Annotated in this window: 17 protein-coding genes and 1 tRNA gene; 7 read left to right on the top strand and 11 right to left on the bottom strand. The window is 57.5% G+C overall.

Annotated features, from left to right (window positions below):
• Nucleotides 1-50: 50 nt before the first annotated feature.
• Nucleotides 51-182, bottom strand: a complete 132-nt coding sequence (locus V9G17_15150) for a hypothetical protein (GenBank protein MEI2753937.1) — start codon at nt 180-182, stop codon at nt 51-53.
• Nucleotides 183-1,572: 1,390 nt separating this feature from the next.
• Here V9G17_15150 and V9G17_15155 point away from each other — a divergent pair.
• Nucleotides 1,573-2,007, top strand: coding sequence for a hypothetical protein (locus tag V9G17_15155; GenBank protein ID MEI2753938.1), 435 nt, complete (start codon nt 1,573-1,575; stop codon nt 2,005-2,007).
• Nucleotides 2,008-2,456: 449 nt separating this feature from the next.
• Here the strand turns inward: V9G17_15155 and V9G17_15160 are convergent.
• The 6 genes from V9G17_15160 to V9G17_15185 form a co-directional block, all read right to left on the bottom strand.
• Nucleotides 2,457-2,533: transfer RNA gene (locus tag V9G17_15160), tRNA-Arg, on the bottom strand.
• A 109-nt stretch (nt 2,534-2,642) separates the two neighbouring features.
• Nucleotides 2,643-2,933: a hypothetical protein gene (locus V9G17_15165; GenBank protein ID MEI2753939.1), complete on the bottom strand. Its 291-nt coding sequence runs from the start codon at nt 2,931-2,933 to the stop codon at nt 2,643-2,645.
• Nucleotides 2,934-3,140: 207 nt separating this feature from the next.
• On the bottom strand, nt 3,141-4,511 hold the full coding sequence (locus V9G17_15170; GenBank protein MEI2753940.1) for a DUF4340 domain-containing protein: 1,371 nt from the start codon (nt 4,509-4,511) through the stop codon (nt 3,141-3,143).
• Between the two features lie 4 nt (nt 4,512-4,515).
• Nucleotides 4,516-6,045 carry a DUF4350 domain-containing protein gene (locus tag V9G17_15175; protein MEI2753941.1) on the bottom strand — a complete coding sequence of 510 codons (1,530 nt, stop codon included), beginning with the start codon at nt 6,043-6,045 and terminating at the stop codon, nt 4,516-4,518.
• On the bottom strand, nt 6,036-6,806 hold the full coding sequence (locus tag V9G17_15180) for an ABC transporter permease subunit (GenBank protein ID MEI2753942.1): 771 nt from the start codon (nt 6,804-6,806) through the stop codon (nt 6,036-6,038). The genes V9G17_15175 and V9G17_15180 overlap by 10 nt, the downstream gene beginning before the upstream one ends.
• Nucleotides 6,807-6,810: 4 nt before the next feature.
• The gene (locus V9G17_15185; GenBank protein ID MEI2753943.1) at nt 6,811-7,779 is read right to left on the bottom strand and encodes an ABC transporter ATP-binding protein; all 969 of its coding nucleotides are present in this window, start codon (nt 7,777-7,779) and stop codon (nt 6,811-6,813) included.
• Between the two features lie 258 nt (nt 7,780-8,037).
• Between V9G17_15185 and V9G17_15190 the strand changes: the two genes are divergently transcribed.
• From V9G17_15190 to V9G17_15210, 5 genes are all read left to right on the top strand, one after another.
• Entirely contained in the window at nt 8,038-8,403 is a 366-nt protein-coding gene (locus tag V9G17_15190; GenBank protein ID MEI2753944.1) for a hypothetical protein, read from the top strand.
• A 60-nt stretch (nt 8,404-8,463) separates the two neighbouring features.
• A complete protein-coding gene (locus tag V9G17_15195; GenBank protein MEI2753945.1) occupies nt 8,464-9,123 on the top strand; it encodes a hypothetical protein in 660 nt (219 codons plus the stop codon).
• 335 nt (nt 9,124-9,458) lie between these two features.
• Entirely contained in the window at nt 9,459-10,112 is a 654-nt protein-coding gene (locus tag V9G17_15200) for a septal ring lytic transglycosylase RlpA family protein (protein ID MEI2753946.1), read from the top strand.
• A 132-nt stretch (nt 10,113-10,244) separates the two neighbouring features.
• Nucleotides 10,245-10,448 (top strand): hypothetical protein, encoded by a 204-nt coding sequence (locus V9G17_15205; GenBank protein MEI2753947.1) that lies wholly within the window; start codon nt 10,245-10,247, stop codon nt 10,446-10,448.
• Between the two features lie 61 nt (nt 10,449-10,509).
• Nucleotides 10,510-11,340, top strand: coding sequence for a HEAT repeat domain-containing protein (locus V9G17_15210; GenBank protein MEI2753948.1), 831 nt, complete (start codon nt 10,510-10,512; stop codon nt 11,338-11,340).
• Between the two features lie 8 nt (nt 11,341-11,348).
• Here V9G17_15210 and V9G17_15215 read toward each other — a convergent pair whose 3' ends face one another.
• The 4 genes from V9G17_15215 to V9G17_15230 form a co-directional block, all read right to left on the bottom strand.
• Nucleotides 11,349-11,786, bottom strand: coding sequence for a hypothetical protein (locus V9G17_15215; GenBank protein MEI2753949.1), 438 nt, complete (start codon nt 11,784-11,786; stop codon nt 11,349-11,351).
• Nucleotides 11,787-11,801: 15 nt separating this feature from the next.
• A complete protein-coding gene (locus tag V9G17_15220; GenBank protein MEI2753950.1) occupies nt 11,802-13,052 on the bottom strand; it encodes a HEAT repeat domain-containing protein in 1,251 nt (416 codons plus the stop codon).
• Between the two features lie 157 nt (nt 13,053-13,209).
• Nucleotides 13,210-15,369, bottom strand: a complete 2,160-nt coding sequence (gene glgP / locus V9G17_15225) for an alpha-glucan family phosphorylase (GenBank protein ID MEI2753951.1) — start codon at nt 15,367-15,369, stop codon at nt 13,210-13,212.
• 72 nt (nt 15,370-15,441) lie between these two features.
• Entirely contained in the window at nt 15,442-16,278 is an 837-nt protein-coding gene (locus V9G17_15230) for a hypothetical protein (protein ID MEI2753952.1), read from the bottom strand.
• 177 nt (nt 16,279-16,455) lie between these two features.
• Between V9G17_15230 and V9G17_15235 the strand changes: the two genes are divergently transcribed.
• Nucleotides 16,456-18,483, top strand: coding sequence for an ATP-dependent helicase (locus tag V9G17_15235; GenBank protein ID MEI2753953.1), 2,028 nt, complete (start codon nt 16,456-16,458; stop codon nt 18,481-18,483).
• The last annotated feature ends 5 nt before the right edge of the window (nt 18,484-18,488 follow it).

An 18,488-nucleotide genomic window follows, 5' to 3' on the forward strand; every position in this document is an offset into this window, starting at 1 on the left:
GAGATGGAAAGGCGGCGGCTCTGTCCATGGCTAACAGAGCCGCCGCAGTCTCACAGGATCTCGACCTGTGGAAAGGCGTTTTGTTCGCCTGTCCTTTTGGGTCGGTCAGCCATGATCATCACCTGGATGGCGATCAGGGGGAGAAGCGCATAACCGATGAGCAGTAACGGGAACTCAATCATGATGGGGACTCCTTTGTTATGGGAAGTACCCATTGCAAGCTCGGTACCGGTTTGGTCTATTTCTGTAACGCATTGATTGTTCACGCGTTAGAGGCCAGTTTCCAAGGAAGTGCTTCGGCGTAGGTCCGGAACTGCTGTAGAGAACTGTGCAATGACAACGTTTTGCGCTGAGCCGGAAGGCCTAAGGGTAGTCGCGCAGATGGGATAGCTTGGTCGTGCCATCGTGTTGAATGACGCCGGTGATCGATTGGCTCCAGTCGAGAAAACCTTTGCTCGCACCAGCTGGCATGGGGCGCGACCGAAAGCATCGGTCCGCGTCACGTGAGTGCTGGGTGAATACATGGAGGGAGGATGGTGCTCCCGACACGAATTGAACCTGCTCCCCGCGGGTATGGTCGACACAATTGCTGGGGTGCTTTCTAGGGACTCGATAGATTTGAGGGGGATCGGTGGCTTGCGAAAATATTTGGCGCAAATTTAGCGCACCAAGATGGGGTGGACCGAATAGGGTGGACCGACCCCAGATCGAGACACAACGACTGTGCACACGTGGCACCAGGAGAGAGCGCAGATGGCGAAGCAGTGTGTAGGAATAATTCCGCGGCTCCCCTGACAGATGGCCGAGGAGCGGCTGACGCCGGGTGACAACATCGTGGCATTCGCCGAGGAACGTGGCATCTTCTTCTGTCCGAATGGTGCACGAAACAATTTGAAGATCATTCCCGCTCCCAGATCATTGATGAAGTAAGAACCGAGAATACCTGTCCCGTAGCCAGGATTGGCTGCCGACATCCGGAATACCAGGTGTCCTTCGCTTGTCCCTGGATCAGCCTCCCAGTGCGCCTCACAAAACCGGCCTACTGACATTTTTGACGATTATCGCCACTTTGTGTCCGTCCTCGCGTTGTCCCTGTCCAGGGAGCCTACGAAAACTCAGCATATACCTGTGTTCTACTTGGAAATCTCTTCATGCGTCTTCTGGCATTTGCATTGCATGACCTAAGAATCACGCGGCAAAAATTCAAAGAGCACAGGCTGCGATCGTAACCTGGGCGCAGATGAGGAGGGGTTTTCCATGGATATTGTAGGAATCGGAGTCGTCGGCACGTTTTTCGCCATGTTGGCCGTAAGCGTATTTGGGATGCAATCGCAGAAGCCACCCGCCACCGCAGCAACAACTCACTGCCCGACAACTGACCAACCAGTACACGTGTCCTTGATGTGGAATGGGGCCGAGCGCAGTCTGGCAGTCGAGTCTTGCGATGGACAGGAATTCAAGCACGGCTGCAAACAGACGTGTCTAGCCTCCCTCAACAAAACACAACCGGTGATCGCTCAGAGCCGCGTTATTGGCTAATCGAACCAACAAGGAACACAAGGTGTTATGACCATGATTCAGCGCATACGCATAATTGTCGGCCTGCTGTTCACCTCCATGTTCTTGGTGACGGCCACTGAGCCATTGCACGTGCAGGCCGTTGAACGGCTGACTGTGACCATAAAAGTGACGTCGGAGGGGCTGAAGGTCTCCGGCATTGGTATGCAGGATCGACGAATGATCGTTCCGCGTGGCACTCCCGTTCGGCTTGTTCTCGATTATGCGGACACGAACCGAAACGCGCATAAATTTACGTTGACCGCAAAAAATACCGAAATCACGTCGCCGACTATCGACGGCGAGACACGGAAGAGCGTCTCCATTGATTTTACGGCGGGCGACCGTGGCCAGGAGTTCTATCGACTGTCCTGTGAACTGCCCTGCATTGCGATGGATGAACTCGTCGACTACATCATCACGGTAGGCCCGCCGAGGGCTTCAGCTTAGACGGATACGGTTCCCTCACGGGTGATTGCGCCAGAAGGCTCCGTTCCCACGCGTTTCTGTCAGCCCACACCCCCCAAGCCGATTGCGGTACACGCGACGACGTTGGTTCACTCACTGCTTTGCGGCGTCGGTCTATCCAATGCGCACAGAGGTGGCGGCCGCGCGCCCGCGGGTCAGGCCTAAATGAGCCGCCTACAGGCGGTCTGACGGCCAGACTCGCATCTGTCGGTATTCCTTTCCCCAAACCGTTGCGCACAGATGCGGCCTCGCGTTTTAAGGCGTGTTTGCGCCTCACGGAATACGTACGACACGCCTAGCCTTAAGAGTGGGGCAAGTGACATTCCACTAACAGCTTCTTAGTACTAGTGTGCTGTTGTTGGCTGTCTCGGTCTAGCGGGTTAGTCCACGGGGGCTCGACCAGAGCAGGTGTCGCGAACTTGTTGAGAATTTGGTGCCCCCGACACGAATTGAACGTGCGACCCGCGGTTTAGGAAACCGCTGCTCTATCCAACTGAGCTACGGGGGCGTGAGGATACGATACTGAAAGCGGGAAGGATTGTCTACTCACGTGACGCGCCTCCGAAGGGGCTGCTGCCGCCTTCGGAGGTGAGTCGATCTCAAGCAGTGATGCGGTGCTAGCGTTGATTGGCTTGGTCGCGCTTGCAGCTCTCTTCAGCCAACATCCGTTGCCCGACGGAGCCGTCTTTTGGAATGCGTGCCATACAAGCTTCAAGGCTATCACCCGCAGTTCCAGCCGCGACCCGATTTCCGCTCTTGGCGGTCGCATTCCCAGCGATGGACTGGCGAAGCGCCTCATCCCTCTGACAGCTTTCTTCCGCGAGCAGGCGCGTGCCTGCCGTGCCGCCCGATTGGATGCGTGCCAGACAGGACTGCAACGAGTCATACGCCTGCGAGGAGGCTTTCATGGCAGCGCTCGATGATGCAGTCTGCGTCGATCCGCCGCTGGTCATGGTTTCTTCTGTGGCGCAGGCACTGAGGAACAACAGAGATAAGGACAAGATAACGGCACGGTGAGGGCGCGAGTACGTCATTGAAGGATCCTCCTTGATCAAGAGCGATGGGCGCACAGTAGCATAAACCTTCTCTATCTTGAAACACCTCCGGCAGGTCGTTTAGGGGGGTGACCCCTGAGCCTGGCCGAGGAGTGCGAGTCGAGAGGGAATTTGTTTGAGTAAGTCGGGTCGCACCTGGAATATCCCTGGAATTCGATGACCGATGGCATAGACGAGTCCGCCGACTTGATTGCCCATCGCGAGGCGGCCGGCGACGCGACCGTCTTTCCCTGTGGCCACGAATTCAGCCGACGGAGCCACGAGGCCATAGGGGGCCAGCGGCCCGGCTTGTTTCAGGACACGTTCTTCCGCAGGCAGATTCACGATGCGACTGACGAGCAGGTCCGCAACGTCCTGGCGGAGCTTCTCTGTCGGCTGATCTTCGAGCACCCATTCGTTGCGCTCGTGGATGAGCACATATTGCTCTTCACGGGTTTTGATCGAGAGCATGGCGATATCGCCGATCTCCACTCCGAGCAGTCGCTTGTCCTGGAGCGTAAAGAGATCCTTGGTCAGATCTTTGATAGATGAGGGGCTGATTTTATAGATCGGGCCGTCCGATGTGGTTTGGGCGTAGGCTTCCCCGCTGGTTGGATCGGGTTGGAAAAGGCGAACCACGTGGTCTGCCCCGGCAGCACTCAGGGTGACCTTCACTTTAGGTTTGGTCAGCATGGGCGCGAGCCTCTCCCGCTCCGGCCCTTGATCGACGATCGCCAACGCCTTCAGATCTTCCAAGCGGAAGAGGAGGGCTTGGACCTCGATGCGGTCCCCCTCCGCTTCGATTGGATAGCGGATTTTCCATTTCTTTTTGGGTTTTTCGTCTAGGGCGTGGAGCACGATTTCTGTCGACGGGTAGGTCAGGCGCACTTGCTCTGTCTCTTGCTGATTAAACTGCAACAGTTCCTTGCGGCGGAAGGAGAGCAGGGTTCTGTTCAGAAAGTCTTTCGGCGCCAGATCCGTCAGGAGTACGGCCTCGTCGGACGTTCTTAGGACATAGAGGGTTGAGGACAGGGGGCCAGCGTCGCCGATCGACAGCGTTTCCTGTTTGTTGCCTGCGGCCAGGGTGACGATCGTTGACGGGTGGTCGAGGCCAAATGGCGTCAACGAGGCCGGATGTGTTTCGACCAAGCGGGAGACCGTTCCCATGACCAGCGCACGGATCAAGGCCTGCACTTGCCGCTGATCGGCGTCGGCTTGAATGGGTGCGGTGATGGTCCAGGGGTGGCCTGGTGTTTGGGACAACACGACCTCGCCGGATTGGCCGCGAACTGTCACGGTCGTAATCTGTGCCTCTGTGAACGGCAGAATCTGTTTGGCTTGGGTTGCGGTGGCGACTTCGGTGCGTTGGTCGGGGAGTTCGACCAGATAGAGGTACAGTCCAAGTCCTGCGACGATGCCTGCGAGTATGAGCGTCGGCCAGTAGCGCGCCATGGTGTTACAAACGACGCCGTTTCCGCCAGACCAGCAGACCGCAAAGCACAGTCATGGCTGGGAGCAGAATCACCTGAACATAAAGCAGAATGCGTTCCTGGAGCGGGTTAGGGGTAAAGGGGCGTACGGCGGGGTCTTTGGGGGTGAGGGAAATGAGATCCCGTTCTTCCGAGAGCCATCCCACCGTGCGTTGAAAGAAATCGCTGTTGCCCACGAAATTGATAAATCCGTTGCTGGCAAACGCAGAGTTTCCGACGACCACGACGGCGGGGCGCGGTTTGCCTTCCTCGGGCGCCTGCTTGGGGGTCAAGGCTGCAGCCAGCGCGAGAGGGCCTTGTACGTCTTCCTTTTCGGTGTAGCTGACGACGCGCCCTTTCATGTCGGTTTCGGCCCAACTGCGGGGCGAGGTGCGTGCGAGCGGAACATACTCCCAATCTTTGCCTTGTTCCTCCTGGAAGGTCAGATGGCGTGCCAGGGGAAACAATACGGCAGCCGTTAGCTCATGGGTGATTTCGTGATCGGTAAAGGTGCGGACCAAGAGGGCCGTCAGATCCCCTTGCGCCAGGCGGTCTTGTAGATCGACGAGGACCCCAGCTCCCAGTTCCAGTCCCCAGACTTTCAACAGGTCGTCCATGTTGGATTGCGTGTCGGGATCGACCATCACCAGGAGGTGTCCCCCCTTGGCGACGTAGGCCTGGATGCGCTCCTTCTCTTCTTTGGTGATCGCTCGACGAGGGCCGGCAATGATCAGGACGTCGGTGTGGTCAGGCACTGCGGATTCCTGCAGCAAGGTGACGGTGCCGATGTCATACCCTTGCTTCTGCAGCACTTCTTTCGTCAGGGCTAGCCCGCCGCGGTCGGTATCGTCGAGACTTCGCTCCCCGTGCCCTTCCAGGAACACCACCCGCTTCTTGGTGTCTTTGGACACGCGGACGAGCGCCCCGGTAATCTCCACTTCAGCCGGTGACGTAATCCGAACGGATTGCGGGCCGCTTTCAAAGATGGCGATATCAGTTCGAGTGATGCCGTAGTTTTGTGCAACTTTCGGCTGGCGCTCGGGGTCGATGAATTGGACGGTCAGCTTGGAACTGGCTTGCCGATAACTGTCGAGGCGTTCCTTGTAGGCCTGGTACCCGGGATCCTTTTCCCTGGTGAACACCGTGATGCTGATATCCCTGGTGAGGTTGCGAAGGACGCGATACGTTTCCGGCGCAAGCGTATAGTTCTGGTTTTCTGAGAAGTCCCAGCGGATCGAGTGTCGGGCAGCGAGAAAGTTGACGATCGCAAGAATGGTCACAAAGAGCGCGACCATCAGCGCGCTGTTGGCACCCATGCGGGTCGATCGTTGGGAGGAAAAGTTTTTGAGGCGCTCGAAGTGAATGGCGAAGGCCCAAATCAAGGAGGCGAGGGCCAATCCTTCTAGGAGGGTCACGAGCCACAGCTTGTCGGGCACCAGGGAATAGGCGATCACTCCGGCAATGGCCAGGCCTGTTCCGATCGCACCGATGGGAAGGGGGCGCCGAGTCATTTCCATCGTGACGAATCCACTACTCGGTGGGCGAGGAACAACATGAAGACCGTGCCGCTGATGTAATACACGAGATCTTTCGTGTCGACCAATCCTCGGACCAGATGATCGAAGTGTTCCATAAAAGAGAGGTATGAGACCACATGCCCGGCTGGCGTGTCACCAAGGAGTGAGCCGAGGCCAGCTAGTAACCAACACATCAGGAGCAGGCCGAAGCTGGTAAACGCGGCCACGATTTGATTCTCAGTGATGGAGGAGGCGAAGAGCCCGACGGCCAGGAAGAATCCTCCGAGGAGCGTCATGCCGAGGTATCCGGTGAGCACGGGATACCAGTCGAAATCGCTAAAGAGGGCCAGGGTGAGCGGGACCAAGGTGGTCAGGAGCAGCATCCCGATAAACACCAGGTACACGCTGATAAATTTTCCGACGATGATCTCGACGACCCGCACCGGGGCGGTCATTAAAAACTCGAAGGTCCGTAGTTTTCGTTCCTCTGCCAGGAGGCGCATAGTGAGAATGGGGAGGATCAACAGTAGCACGAACCGCATGCTGGCAAAGAGATTGCGGAAGACCAGATCGTTCAAGTTGATTTGTGCGGTGCCACCCTGCATCTGCATCAACTGAATGGCTTGGGCGCCGGTAAACACAATATAGAGGTAGGCCAGGAAGCCGAAGGTCAACAGGAATACTCCGCCAACGACGTACACGATCGGAGAGACGAAGTATGAGCGCAGTTCTTTGGCGATGATGGCTTGGACAGGTGGCATCGGATTAGTGTCGTTCCGTTTCCGCGGTGTCGTCGGTTTTCGGGAGACCGTCTTCGCGCTGCGTCAGTTTCAGGAAGACGTCCTCCAAGGTCATGGAGACCGGTTTCATTTCAAGCAACCCCCAATTCTGTCCGACCGTAAAGCGTGCCACTTCCTCTCGGATATCTATACCCAGGGCGCATTCGAGGAGGACCGTTTGGGGATCGGGCGTGGTCAGGACATGCTCAACCCCGGCGACCTCGCGAAAACGCTCGAGGATATTTGCCGGCGGGGCCTTGAGGGTCACGCTGATCTTTTCCGACCGTCGGAGGCGGGCAGACAATTGGTCGGGCGTGTCTTCGGCGACAATCCGACCGCCACTGATGATCACCACGCGCTGACAGACGGCCGTGGCCTCAGGAAGAATGTGTGTGCTTAATATCACCGAATGAGAGCCTGCCAGGCTCTTGATCAATTCCCTGATTTCAATAATTTGTTTTGGATCGAGCCCGACCGTAGGTTCATCCAGGATCAGCACCGGCGGATCGTGAATCAGCGCTTGGGCAAGGCCGACACGTTGGCGATACCCGCGAGACAGATTGGCGATGAGTCGCCGGCGGACAGATCCCAGAGAAAGCCGTTCCATGACACGATCCATGCCAGTGGTCAGGTCTGCGCCACTGAGTCCGCGGAGTCTTCCTACAAAGGAGAGGTATTCGGAGACGGTGAGCTCTTGATACACCGGCGGCGTCTCGGGCAGATAGCCGATTCGCTTTTTCACCTCCTCCGGTTGCTCCGCGCAGTCGAACCCTGCGACCTGTGCCGTCCCTTCCGTTGCGGGAATAAAGGAAGTCAGAATCCGCATGGTGGTCGTTTTTCCTGCGCCATTCGGGCCGAGGAAGGCCAACACCTCACCTTTGTCGACACGAAAGGTGACCCGGTCGATCGCAGTCAGGTTTCCATACCGTTTTGTGATGTTGCAAACTTCGATCATGCAGTCGAGAGAGACGGCCGGATGGGTGTGATTCCTACTGTTCGTTGATACGGCACGTGGTGTGGCAAATGAACGTGGATCTTACCGACCGCCTTCGATGCAGTCAAGCGAAGGATGTACACCAAGCGTTCCGCATAGCAGGAAAAGACCTCGTTCGTCTTTACAGCGTGATGCGTAACTGCTACAGTTCCGCGACTTTATCCGCCGAGTGACTCTGTGCAATGAATGGAGTGAGGTTCGACAGGGATGAAGAGTGACATGAATCAGCCGCGACCCAGTTTGCTCGGTGTCTTAGTGATCGGCGCGGCATTGTGTGTGGCCCTGGCGGGACTCGGAAGTTTCCTCACCGCGGTGTATGCCGCCAGTAATACGGTGCATGAAATCAGCGGGACGGTTGAAGTGCTCAATCTTGCGGACGACCCTGCGGTCATTGTGGTCAGGGGACAGCGCGGGGAGAATGACGAAACCGTGGTGGGAGCGGTGCTCAAGCAGGGGACGACCATTCTGCGCGGGAAGAAGCGGATCGGGCTCGATCATATTCGGGCAGGGGATAAGGTGACGGTGAAGTACGTCAAGACTCGCGATGGACTCACCGTTCGATCAATCGTGCTGCATCGAAACTAAAAGCGCCAGGGGCAACGACCTGGTCGGTTAGTGATACTCACAAGGAGGTAGAGAGATTTTATGATTCGACAGCATGTGGTGCGGGGGATGTCTGCGCCGGTGGCCGTCGGGTTGCTGCTCCTGTTGGGCTGCTCGGGAACAGGCGACGTGATTCCTATGAATCTGACGCCCAAGGCGCCTAAAGATGCTTCAGTGGCCGTTCAGCCGGTGAAGCCTATGGTGGGCCCGCGGGTGACGGTGGTGCCGTTTGACGACGGACGAACGGATCGAACCAAAGTGGGAAGCCGAAGTTCGATGTGGGGAGGCGAAACGTATTTTAATGTCTCGAACGGCAGCGTAGGCGAGGAAACCGCTCAGGCCTTTGCCGATTATCTCAAACGCAAAGGATGGCAGGCGCAATATGCCAAGGTTGCTCCGGTCGCGACAGAGGCTGCGCCCGACGTTGTGCTTTCCGGTAAAATTCTCGAACTGGCGGTTGATGCCAAGCGTGGTGTTCTGCTGACCGACATCGAAGCCCACAGCAAGGTCCTGATTCAGGCGAGTAACCGAGGGGACAACAGCTCGCTGGTCAGAACCGATGCCCATTCCGGCAACCATGACAATATCTTCTGGTTCGAGCCGGAGGATGGCGCCGATATTCTGTCCGAAGTGTTGGAAAAGAATTTTGAACGGTTCGTCGTGAATACCAAGTTCGAGGACCAGGCTCTTCGGTTCCGCTAGGTGAGGGACCAGGTCTTGAACCGGTAGTCCTGCCCCATCAGTGGGGTGATTTGAGGGATGGAAGCGCCGGCTGGTGGTACCCCTGAACGAGCAGTTGTCTTGGGCCTAGTCTGTCTGTTATCCGGAGGGCCACCTGCTTCAAGTCGGTCGTAGGTCTCGTTCAATACGACCACCGGTCCTTCGTCGTTACCTGTTGGTTTCTCTGCCTATTGGTAGGGGATCTTCCTACCCCGATGGTATTGTCGCCAGGGGGAATCTTTCGTAGCCTGACATCACTGCGCGACAAGGGTTGTCGAACGGCAGTGGTGTCTAGGTTTTCACATGAGGTGCTTCTTATGAACTCCCGGAACCCTTCCCGTCATAAGGCCCGATATACGGTGATTCCCCTGGCTACCTGTCTGCTCCTCAGTGCCTGTTCTGCGTTACCGAAAGGTGACCTCACGTTGGACCTTGGTATCAAGGATCGGGGTGTGGCCTCCTGGTATGGCAAGGAGTTTCACGGGAAACTCGCCGCGAATGGGGAAGTTTTCGATATGACCGCCTACACTGCGGCTCATCGTAAGTTACCGTTAGGCACGGTGGTTCGTGTGGTCAATTTGTCCAACGGAAAGACTGTTCACGTTCGAATTAATGATCGAGGGCCATATGTGGCAGGCCGTATGCTGGATCTTTCGCAGGCTGCGGCTCGCGAGTTAGGCATGGTCGAAGTGGGTACGACTGCCGTGCAAATCGAGGTGATTGGAGATCATCGCCCGGTCACGCAGATTCCCGCGACGAAGATTCCGACGGTGGCCGGAATGTTATTGAATACGGACACGCGGGTCGTGAAGCAACATCGTCGCCCTGATGACGGGTTTGAGCGCCCCGCCGTTCCTGTAAGACTGATGCCACAGGAAGCGCTCTATGTGAGGCGTGAGCGCCGCATCGGCAGCATGTTGGCGGCCGACCATACGGCTCACAACACCGTCCCTGTCCTCATCCTGTCCTAGGCGCGGCTGACTCCCACGCCGTGAGTTGACACCCCCGCCCTTACTTGATTAGACTGCCGCTCTAGAATGAGGCTCGATTGCGCCGTCATTTCCCATGTTTGTGGATCTTAACTGTTGGAGGTTGAAAGCTGAATGGCAAAGAAACCGGCTGGTGAATCAGACGAAGTTCGCCTTAAGAAAAAAGTTGCGGCGCGCGTCACACAAGAAACGAAGCTCTCGGGTGATCCGGCTGCACGCGCGTTGCAGAAACGACTCAAACGAGTGCAGCGCAAACGACGTGCGCTCTCTTTGAGAAAAAAGCATGCGGCGGGAAAACAAACTGAAGCAAAGTCCTAATCGGTTGCGGAATTGATGGCGCTGATCGCCACGCCCCCTCCTCGGAACAAGGAACATTGATATGGAACATGCTGGTGAAAAAGAAGAACAGGCCCAGGCTGTTTCCCCGGTTGGCCAAGTCGCGGATGACACGTTGACCGATCAGGTCTCGGACCAACTGGCTGCGTCACTGGAGTCTTCGGCGGAGGCTCAAGACCTCACCGATCCCATGCAAGAAGTGATTCTTGAGGAGGAGCTGGTCAAGGACGAGATCGATATTCAGATCGATCTCCTGAAGGATCCTGATTGGGTGGTCAGACGAGAAGCTGCCATTACGCTCGGGGAGATGGGCGACGAACGTTGTGTGGCGCCGCTTGCTGGGGCACTTCGAGACGGTGATTGGCAGGTGCGGGAAGTGGCGATTGAGGGAATCGGACAGATCGGTTCTCCCGCCGTTGACGTGCTGCTCAAGTTGCTGCGCGACTGGGACGTGCGGAAGTCTGCCATCGTGGCGTTGGGAAAAATTCGTGATGAGCGGGTGCTCGAGCCGCTCATGCAACAGCTCAGAAATGACGAATTCATGGAGGATGCCACCGATGCATTGGTCAACCTTGGGGAGCCTGCGCTGCCCGGGCTGATCAAGGCGTTGAAGGACAAAGAGGAATTGGTGCGGAAGCAAGCGGTGATCGCGCTGGGGCGGATTAAGTCCCCGGAGGCCATCGATCCGTTGATCGAGATGCTGCAAAATAAGGACTGGTTTACTCGACTGACGGCTGCCGCAGCGCTCGAGGCGATCGGCGATGATCGGGGTCGCGAAGCGATCAAGCCGTTGTTGAAGGACAGCGATATGGTGGTCAAGATGCGGGTCGAACGCATTCTTGCAAAGTGGAAGAAGCAGCCGGCTACTGTATAGGGTAAGGACTACTTGCGAAGGAGCAGGTCCAGCTCCTTCTGGATATCGTCCAGCTTTGTGGCGGAGAATTTCTTGCCCATCGAGAGTTCGAGACGGAACTCTTTGATTTTTCCTGCTAGTTCCTTGATCTGAGCATTCGGATCTGCCTGTTTCCCATTCCCACGCGCGATGAGCTCGAGTGACTCGAGGGCGAGTGCCAATTCTTTTGTCGCGTCGGTCGTATTCTTGTTGTAGAGATCGGCCTTCGCCTGCACTACGCTTGATTTTGCATCAACCAGGTGTTGGCGGCGATGCAGATCGCGTTCTATTCCCAGTGTGGTGTCCACCACATTCCGCGAGAAGTTCCGCACCGTTTGCTCAAGATTATTCGCCGGCTGTTTCCCCCAAAGGTATCCAAATCCGAATGAGAGGGCTAGGAGCATCAATAGCCCTATGAATCTGAGCATGCCGGATCACAGTTCCTAGCGGGCGCTCCCTGGTTTGTCTTTTCGAGACAATACCTGGATGAGACTTCCTGCCGAAGCAATGCGCACCGTTGGATCCGAATCTTGGAGGCCAGATTTAAGGGGCGTCAGGAGGGCCTTCTGTTGCAATTTCCCCAACGACCGTGCGGCCATGAGGCGCGGGAGCGGTTGCTGGTCTCGAAGCAAACTTTCCAGGATGGTCACGGCATTGGCGGTTGTTGCCGCTGCCAATGCATGGGCTGCACCACCACGTATTGACGGATCGGGATGTCGGGCCAGGTCTGCGGCGTGCAATACCGCGCCGGCATCACCAAGACGAAGGAGGGCTTCGACGGCGCTGATACGAACATGTTCATCGGGGTCGCGCAAGAGTGGTTGCACGACGCTGCGAGCCTCAGCGGAGCCTAGGCGTCCGAGACTGGAAGCCGCGACACTGCGGACGCGTGGGTTTTCATCACTGAGGGCGTGTGTCAGAGGCGCGAGGCCTTCGGGCCTCCCAAACTCCCCTAGCGCTCCAGCCGCGAAGGCCCGGACGGCAGGATGGGGATCGTAGACGGCTTGGCTCAGGATAGACAGGCTGGCGGGACGGCGTAATCGTCCAAGTATCCCCAATGCTGCCATGCGGACTTCAGGATCTGGGAGCGTGACGGCGTTAGAGATGTCAGTTAGGACATCCGTTCGTCCGAGCTTGTAGAGGCCCGCGAAGGCAAAGATGGATTCGGGGCCCTCATCCACGCGGGCGATTTCGGTGAGTTGATCGGTAATGCCGGCGACTTTGGCATCACTTAGCGCATTAATCGCTGCGATACGAACTCCGGGAGCTTCATCACGTAGCGCTCGTTTAAGCGCCGAGGAACGTCCGGCCAGACCAGCTCGTCCAATGGCCTCAGCGGCACGAGCGCGCACGAGCGCCGACGAATCCAGTAGGCCATCCTCAAGGATCGGTAACGTGTCACTCTCTCCCATGTCGGCCAATGCTGTATAGGCAGCAATGCGGACATGTTCCTGAGTGTCACGGACGCGGGTGACAATAAAGCTTCGAGCGACGTCCCGTAGCAACGCTGGTTCGTCGGGTCGATTGTTCGCGACGAGTTTGGTATAGAGCTTCAACGCCTCCTCAGGCTTTCCAAGCTTGAGGTGACTCATGATGCCATACCGGAGCATGCCTAGACCCGGCTCTTGGCCAGGTTGGACCTGCTGAAGTAGCTCCAAGACGCGGGCGTAGTCAGCGGCTTGGTAGAAGGTCATGGCCTCTCGCTCAAGCGAGGTGATGGCAGGCTTGGGAGATGATGCTGCCGCGATTGCCGGGTAGGGCATGGCCCAAACAAGGGATGCGAGCCCAGCGAGAAACGTCCAGGTGATGTATCGGCGGCTTTCTATGCAACCGGGCCAGGGTGCCGTCACGCTACCACTTGTTCGGGGTGCGCGCGGTGGCCGGTGCATAGAGCTGCCTCATGTATTCTTTGACCATCCGTTTGGTGCAGAAGCGTGGGGCCACGGTTTTAATGCTCTCTTTGACGATCTGCAGCCAGCCACGCGGAATGCCGTCCAAGTCGCGTTGGTAGAACAGCGGGACGACCTCTTGTTCCAATACACGAAATAGCTGTTCGGCATCGTGTGCGTCCTGCGCCTGGGTGTCTGTGCCCTCAGGCAGGGGTTGAATGCCCCATCCGTTGGCGCCGTTGTAGCCCTCCTGCCACCACCCATCGAGCACGCTCAGATTAATCACCCCGTTGAGCGCGGCCTTTTGGCCGCTGGTGCCGCTCGCCTCGAGCGGGGCTCTTGGTGTGTTGAGCCAGATGTCGACACCCTGGACCAGGTACTTCGCCATGTGCATATCGTAGTCTTCCAAGAAGGCAATATGTCCGCCGAGGGTGTGATCGTTGCAGAAATTCAGAACCTCGTGGATGAAGTATCGGCCTGGTTCGTCGGCTGGATGGGCTTTGCCGGCAAATACGATTTGGACCGGTCTCCATCGATTGTGGAGCAGTTGCTTGAGCCGCTCCAGGTCACGGAAGAGCAGGGTTGCGCGTTTGTAGGTCGCAAACCGTCGGGCAAATCCGATCGTGAGGGCTTCCGGGTCTAGCAGCGTTCCTCGGGCGATCGCTTGCATGGGTTGGAGTTGGCCGCGAATCCAGCCGTCCCGCGCCCGTTCGCGAATAAACCGCATGAGTTTTCGCCGCGTCGTTTGCAGAACGGCCCACAGGGCGTCATCCGGCAGGTCCGTGACCCGTTGCCAGATGGTGGGGTCATCGATCCGTTCCGCCCAGTCAGGACTGAGATATTTGGCATAGAGAGAGCTCAACTCCGGGGAGATCCAGGTCGGCGCGTGGATGCCGTTGGTCAGGCTGCGGATGGGGACGAGATCCTGCGCCAGGCCAGGCCATAAGTGTTGCCACATTTGTCGGGAGACTCGCCCGTGTTCACGGCTGACACCGTTGACGTGGGCTGAGAGGCGCATCGCAAGGGCGGTCATGTTGAAGCCATGCCCTGCGCTTTCAGGGGTTTCGCCCAGCCGCAGGAACTCTTCTCTGGAGAGTCCCAGTTGACCCCAATAGTTGCTGAAGTAGCGGTCCATTAGATGAAAGGGGAAAATATCGTGTCCGGCGGGAACGGGGGTATGCGTGGTGAAGACCGTGCTCTGACGGACTAAGTCGCTCGCTTCGGCGTGGCTGCGACCGGCAGTGACGAATTCGCGGATCCGTTCCAGGGTGAGGAAGGCCGAATGGCCTTCATTGCAGTGCCAGACGGCGGGATTGATACCCAGTGCGCGCAGGATACGCACGCCGCCGATTCCCAACAAAAATTCCTGGCAGAGCCTGGTCTCTTGATCTCCGCCGTAGAGTCGTGCGGAGAGGGCGCGATCTTCCGGGGTGTTTTCGGGCACATCCGTGTCGATCAGATAGAGGGACATCCGCCCGTTGCGCACTTGCCAGACGAGGACCGTGACTTGGCGATGGCCGATCTCGACTTTGATGGAGCAGGGGCTGCCGCTCGGCGTCATGGCCTGCTGAATCGGCGAATCATGCCGATTGAAAGGCGCATAGGTGGCTTCCTGCCACCCCTCCGGGTTGATCCGCTGCTTGAAGTACCCTTGTGGGTACATGAACCCGATACCGACGAGGGGAATACCCAGGTCGCTGGCTTCCTTGCAATGGTCCCCAGCCAGGATGCCGAGTCCGCCGCTATAGATGGGAATCGAAATGTGGAGTCCGAACTCAGCCGAAAAATAGGCGATTGGAGAATTTTGGAGCGCAGGGAACTCGGTGGCTGCCCACGTGTTCTTACTGCTCATATATTCGTCGAAGCCACGCACTACGGCGGAGTATTGGCGTGCGAAATTTGGGTCGTTGGCCAATGTGGCGAAGCGTTCAGGTTTCACCCCGGAGAGCAACTGCACGGGGTTGTGATGGGTCAGAAACCAGAGCGTCGGGTCGATGGATTCAAAGAGCTGCCGTGCCGGTTGGTTCCAGCTCCACCAAAGATTGCGGGCCAGCTCTCCGAGTCGGTTCAGGTTGTGGGGAATCGTATCTTGAGGGGGTTGTGTATGATCGGGTGCTTGCACGACGCCTCCGTGGAATGTGGTCGATTAGGTAAGGAAGGAGACCGTGGGGTCACGCTTCCCGAATGCTGTGCGTCAGGCGTGTCCGGCTTTGTGCCAGGATGCCCACTGGTCAGAAAAGGCAACGGTGGCGTAGCGCTCTCCGAGAATCTTGGCGACTCGATTCATGGTTGCCGTCAGTTGTTTCGCCTCCTCCTGGGTCAGGTCTTGGCGGAAACGCGGATGCAGTCCCCATCGCGTTTCGACTTCCTCGCCTTTAATGCTCGACATGACGCTGACCAATTTAATATCGGTGCCTGTGGTTCCGCGTGGAGCGCTGCTCCCTCCGGCCGTGGCCGGGCTCGCGGTGGTATCGGCGGCCGTCGCTGGCGTCTGTCCCTCGAAAATACCGATGAGGGCGGGGATGACGGCGCTCACACAGAGCGTGGCGGCTGCGCTGACGCCCGGATTCTTCGGGGCGCCGACGGCACTCGCGATGCGATCGCTGAAGTCCCGGTACAAGTCGTTCTTTGCCGGGCTGTCTTCTGTGACGAGGAATCGGTAGCGCTCATAGGTCTGTCGGCTTTCGGCCACGGCTGTTCCGATCGTTAGGACGATTTCCGTTTGGTCGCTGCCGACGCCAAAGGCGGGCTCCAGGGCTTTTTTGAGTTGGTCGATGACCGTGTCGGTCAACTCGTCCATGAATTGCGGCTGCTCCTTCAGCGGGATATTGAGCGCTGACACGCGGTCGGTGAGGTTGAACATGACGCGCAAGAATTCGAGATAGATGCTCCACTCATCTTGGCGTTTGAGCTTCAAGGCCTGCTCCGGGGCGGCGCGTTTAATGACGGAGACGGATTCTCCTGCCACCGCGAGCATGAGCTCAGCCACGGTTTGTATTTGTTGCGCGAACGAATGCGGTCTGGTCATCATAGAAGTCCCCTGCTGGTCCGGCATTATATACAACTCAATTTGAAGGGCCAAGTGTTGATCTTGATTTGACGCGATCGTGGACGGCGCTCATAGGCGCTGTCGTTGCAAGGGACCGGATGGTATGTTATACAGCCCGACCGCCCCGTCATGTGCCTCACTACCCAGTCGGATGCCAACATGGACCGAGAGAGTAAGCCCTACATTCTGAAACGGACTCCGGATCAAGACCATGTCCGGAAGTTCTCGTTGGATTATGCCAAGGAGCTGAACCCGCAGCAGTATGCGGCTGTGACGGCAGTGGATGGCCCGGCACTCGTCATTGCCGGTGCCGGAAGCGGCAAAACGCGGACGCTCGTGCATCGCGTTGCCTATCTCATCGATTCCGGGGTGGATCCTTCGCATATTTTGCTGCTGACTTTCACCCGGAAGTCTGCCGAAGAAATGCTGGAACGTGTCGGCGCGTTAATCGGATCGCGCAGCCAGCGAGTCTGTGGCGGCACGTTTCACTCCGTGGCGAATATGCTGCTGCGCCGCCACGGGCGAGTGCTCGGGATCGAGCCAGGCTTTACGATCATGGACCGAGGCGATGCGGAAGATTTGATTGCCCTCCTGCGCGCCCAGCTGGGCCTGAACGAAAAAGATAAGCGATTCCCCCGCAAGGGAACCATCGCGGAGATCTACAGTAAGTGCGAAAATACGCTCCGCGGATTGGAAGAGATTGTTCTCGACGAATATTCCCACTTTGCCGACCATCTCGATGCGCTGGGGAAGCTCCAGCGCGCCTATCAGGCCGCGAAGCGCCAGCGCCAGCTGCTCGATTACGACGACCTGTTGGTGTTATTGCGGGACCTACTGACGAAGGATGAGCCGACTCGTACCACGATCTCGCGGCAATTCCGGTACATCCTAGTGGATGAGTACCAGGATACGAATCGACTGCAGGCGGAACTCATTCGGAAGCTGGCGGCCACTCATGACAATGTCATGGTCGTGGGTGACGATTCCCAATCCATCTATGCGTTCCGCGGCGCCACATTCCGTAACATCATGGAATTTCCCTCCTGGTTCCCCGGTGCCAAGATTTACAAGCTGGAGGAGAATTACCGCAGCACGCAGCCGATCCTGAGCGTTGCGAATGAGATCATTCAGGAAGCTCCCGAGAAATATACGAAACATTTGTTCACGCGTAAGTTGGACGGGCCGCTGCCGGCGCTGGTGGAGGCAGCCGGGGAGAATGCACAGTCTCGATTTGTGGCGCAAAAAATTCTGGAACTGCGCGAAGAAGGTGTGCCGCTGAATGAGATTGCGGTGCTGTTTCGTTCCAGCTTTCATTCCTTCGATTTGGAAATCGAGCTGTCGCGTTGTGGGTTGCCGTTCGTGAAGCGGGGCGGGATCAAGTTTATCGAAGCCGCGCATGTGAAGGATCTTCTGGCCCATTTGCGAGTGGTGGTGAATCCCCAGGATGCGGTCAGTTGGCACCGGGTGCTCATGCTGGTTGAAGGGGTCGGTCCGAAGAAGGCTCAGGATCTGGTCGCGGCCATGGTGCGGGTGAATGATCCGTACGAGGTGCTGCGGAGCAGTAGCGGCCGCTCGGGCAAGGGATTGAAGGAGCTGGCGCTGGTCCTCGACAATCTGTCGAAGAGTGACGATCTGAGCCCGACGGAACAGGTGAACCGGGTTTACGAGTATTATCTGCCGATTCTGAAGGATCATCATGACGACTATCCCAAGCGCATTCGAGATTTGGATCATTTGCACACCATTGCCGAGAGCTACCCCGGCTTGACTGAGTTCCTGGCGGATTTAGCGCTGGCACCACCCGACGGCAGTGCCGTGGGCGTGGAGGCTATCGGGCGTGACGATGAGCAAGTGGTGTTGTCGACGATTCATTCGGCGAAGGGGTTGGAGTGGCAGTGTGTGTTTTTATTATGGGTGGTGGATGGGAAATTCCCTTCGGTCTTCTCGTTCAATACCGATGAGGAGCTTGAAGAAGAGCGACGGTTGTTGTACGTCGCCGTGACGCGGGCGAAGCGCTACCTGTTCTTGACCTATCCGATCAATGTCTATGATCGGAGTTCGGGCATGTTGTTGTCCAAACCTTCGCGATTCCTCGATCACGTGTCTCCCCGTCTGTTCGAAACCTTGGCCTTGGTCGAGGAAGGGCATGGGCACGATTGGGCGCGCGAGGATGACCGGTATGTCTAGGATGC

Source organism: Nitrospira sp., assembly GCA_037045225.1.
Lineage (GTDB): Bacteria > Nitrospirota > Nitrospiria > Nitrospirales > Nitrospiraceae > Nitrospira_A.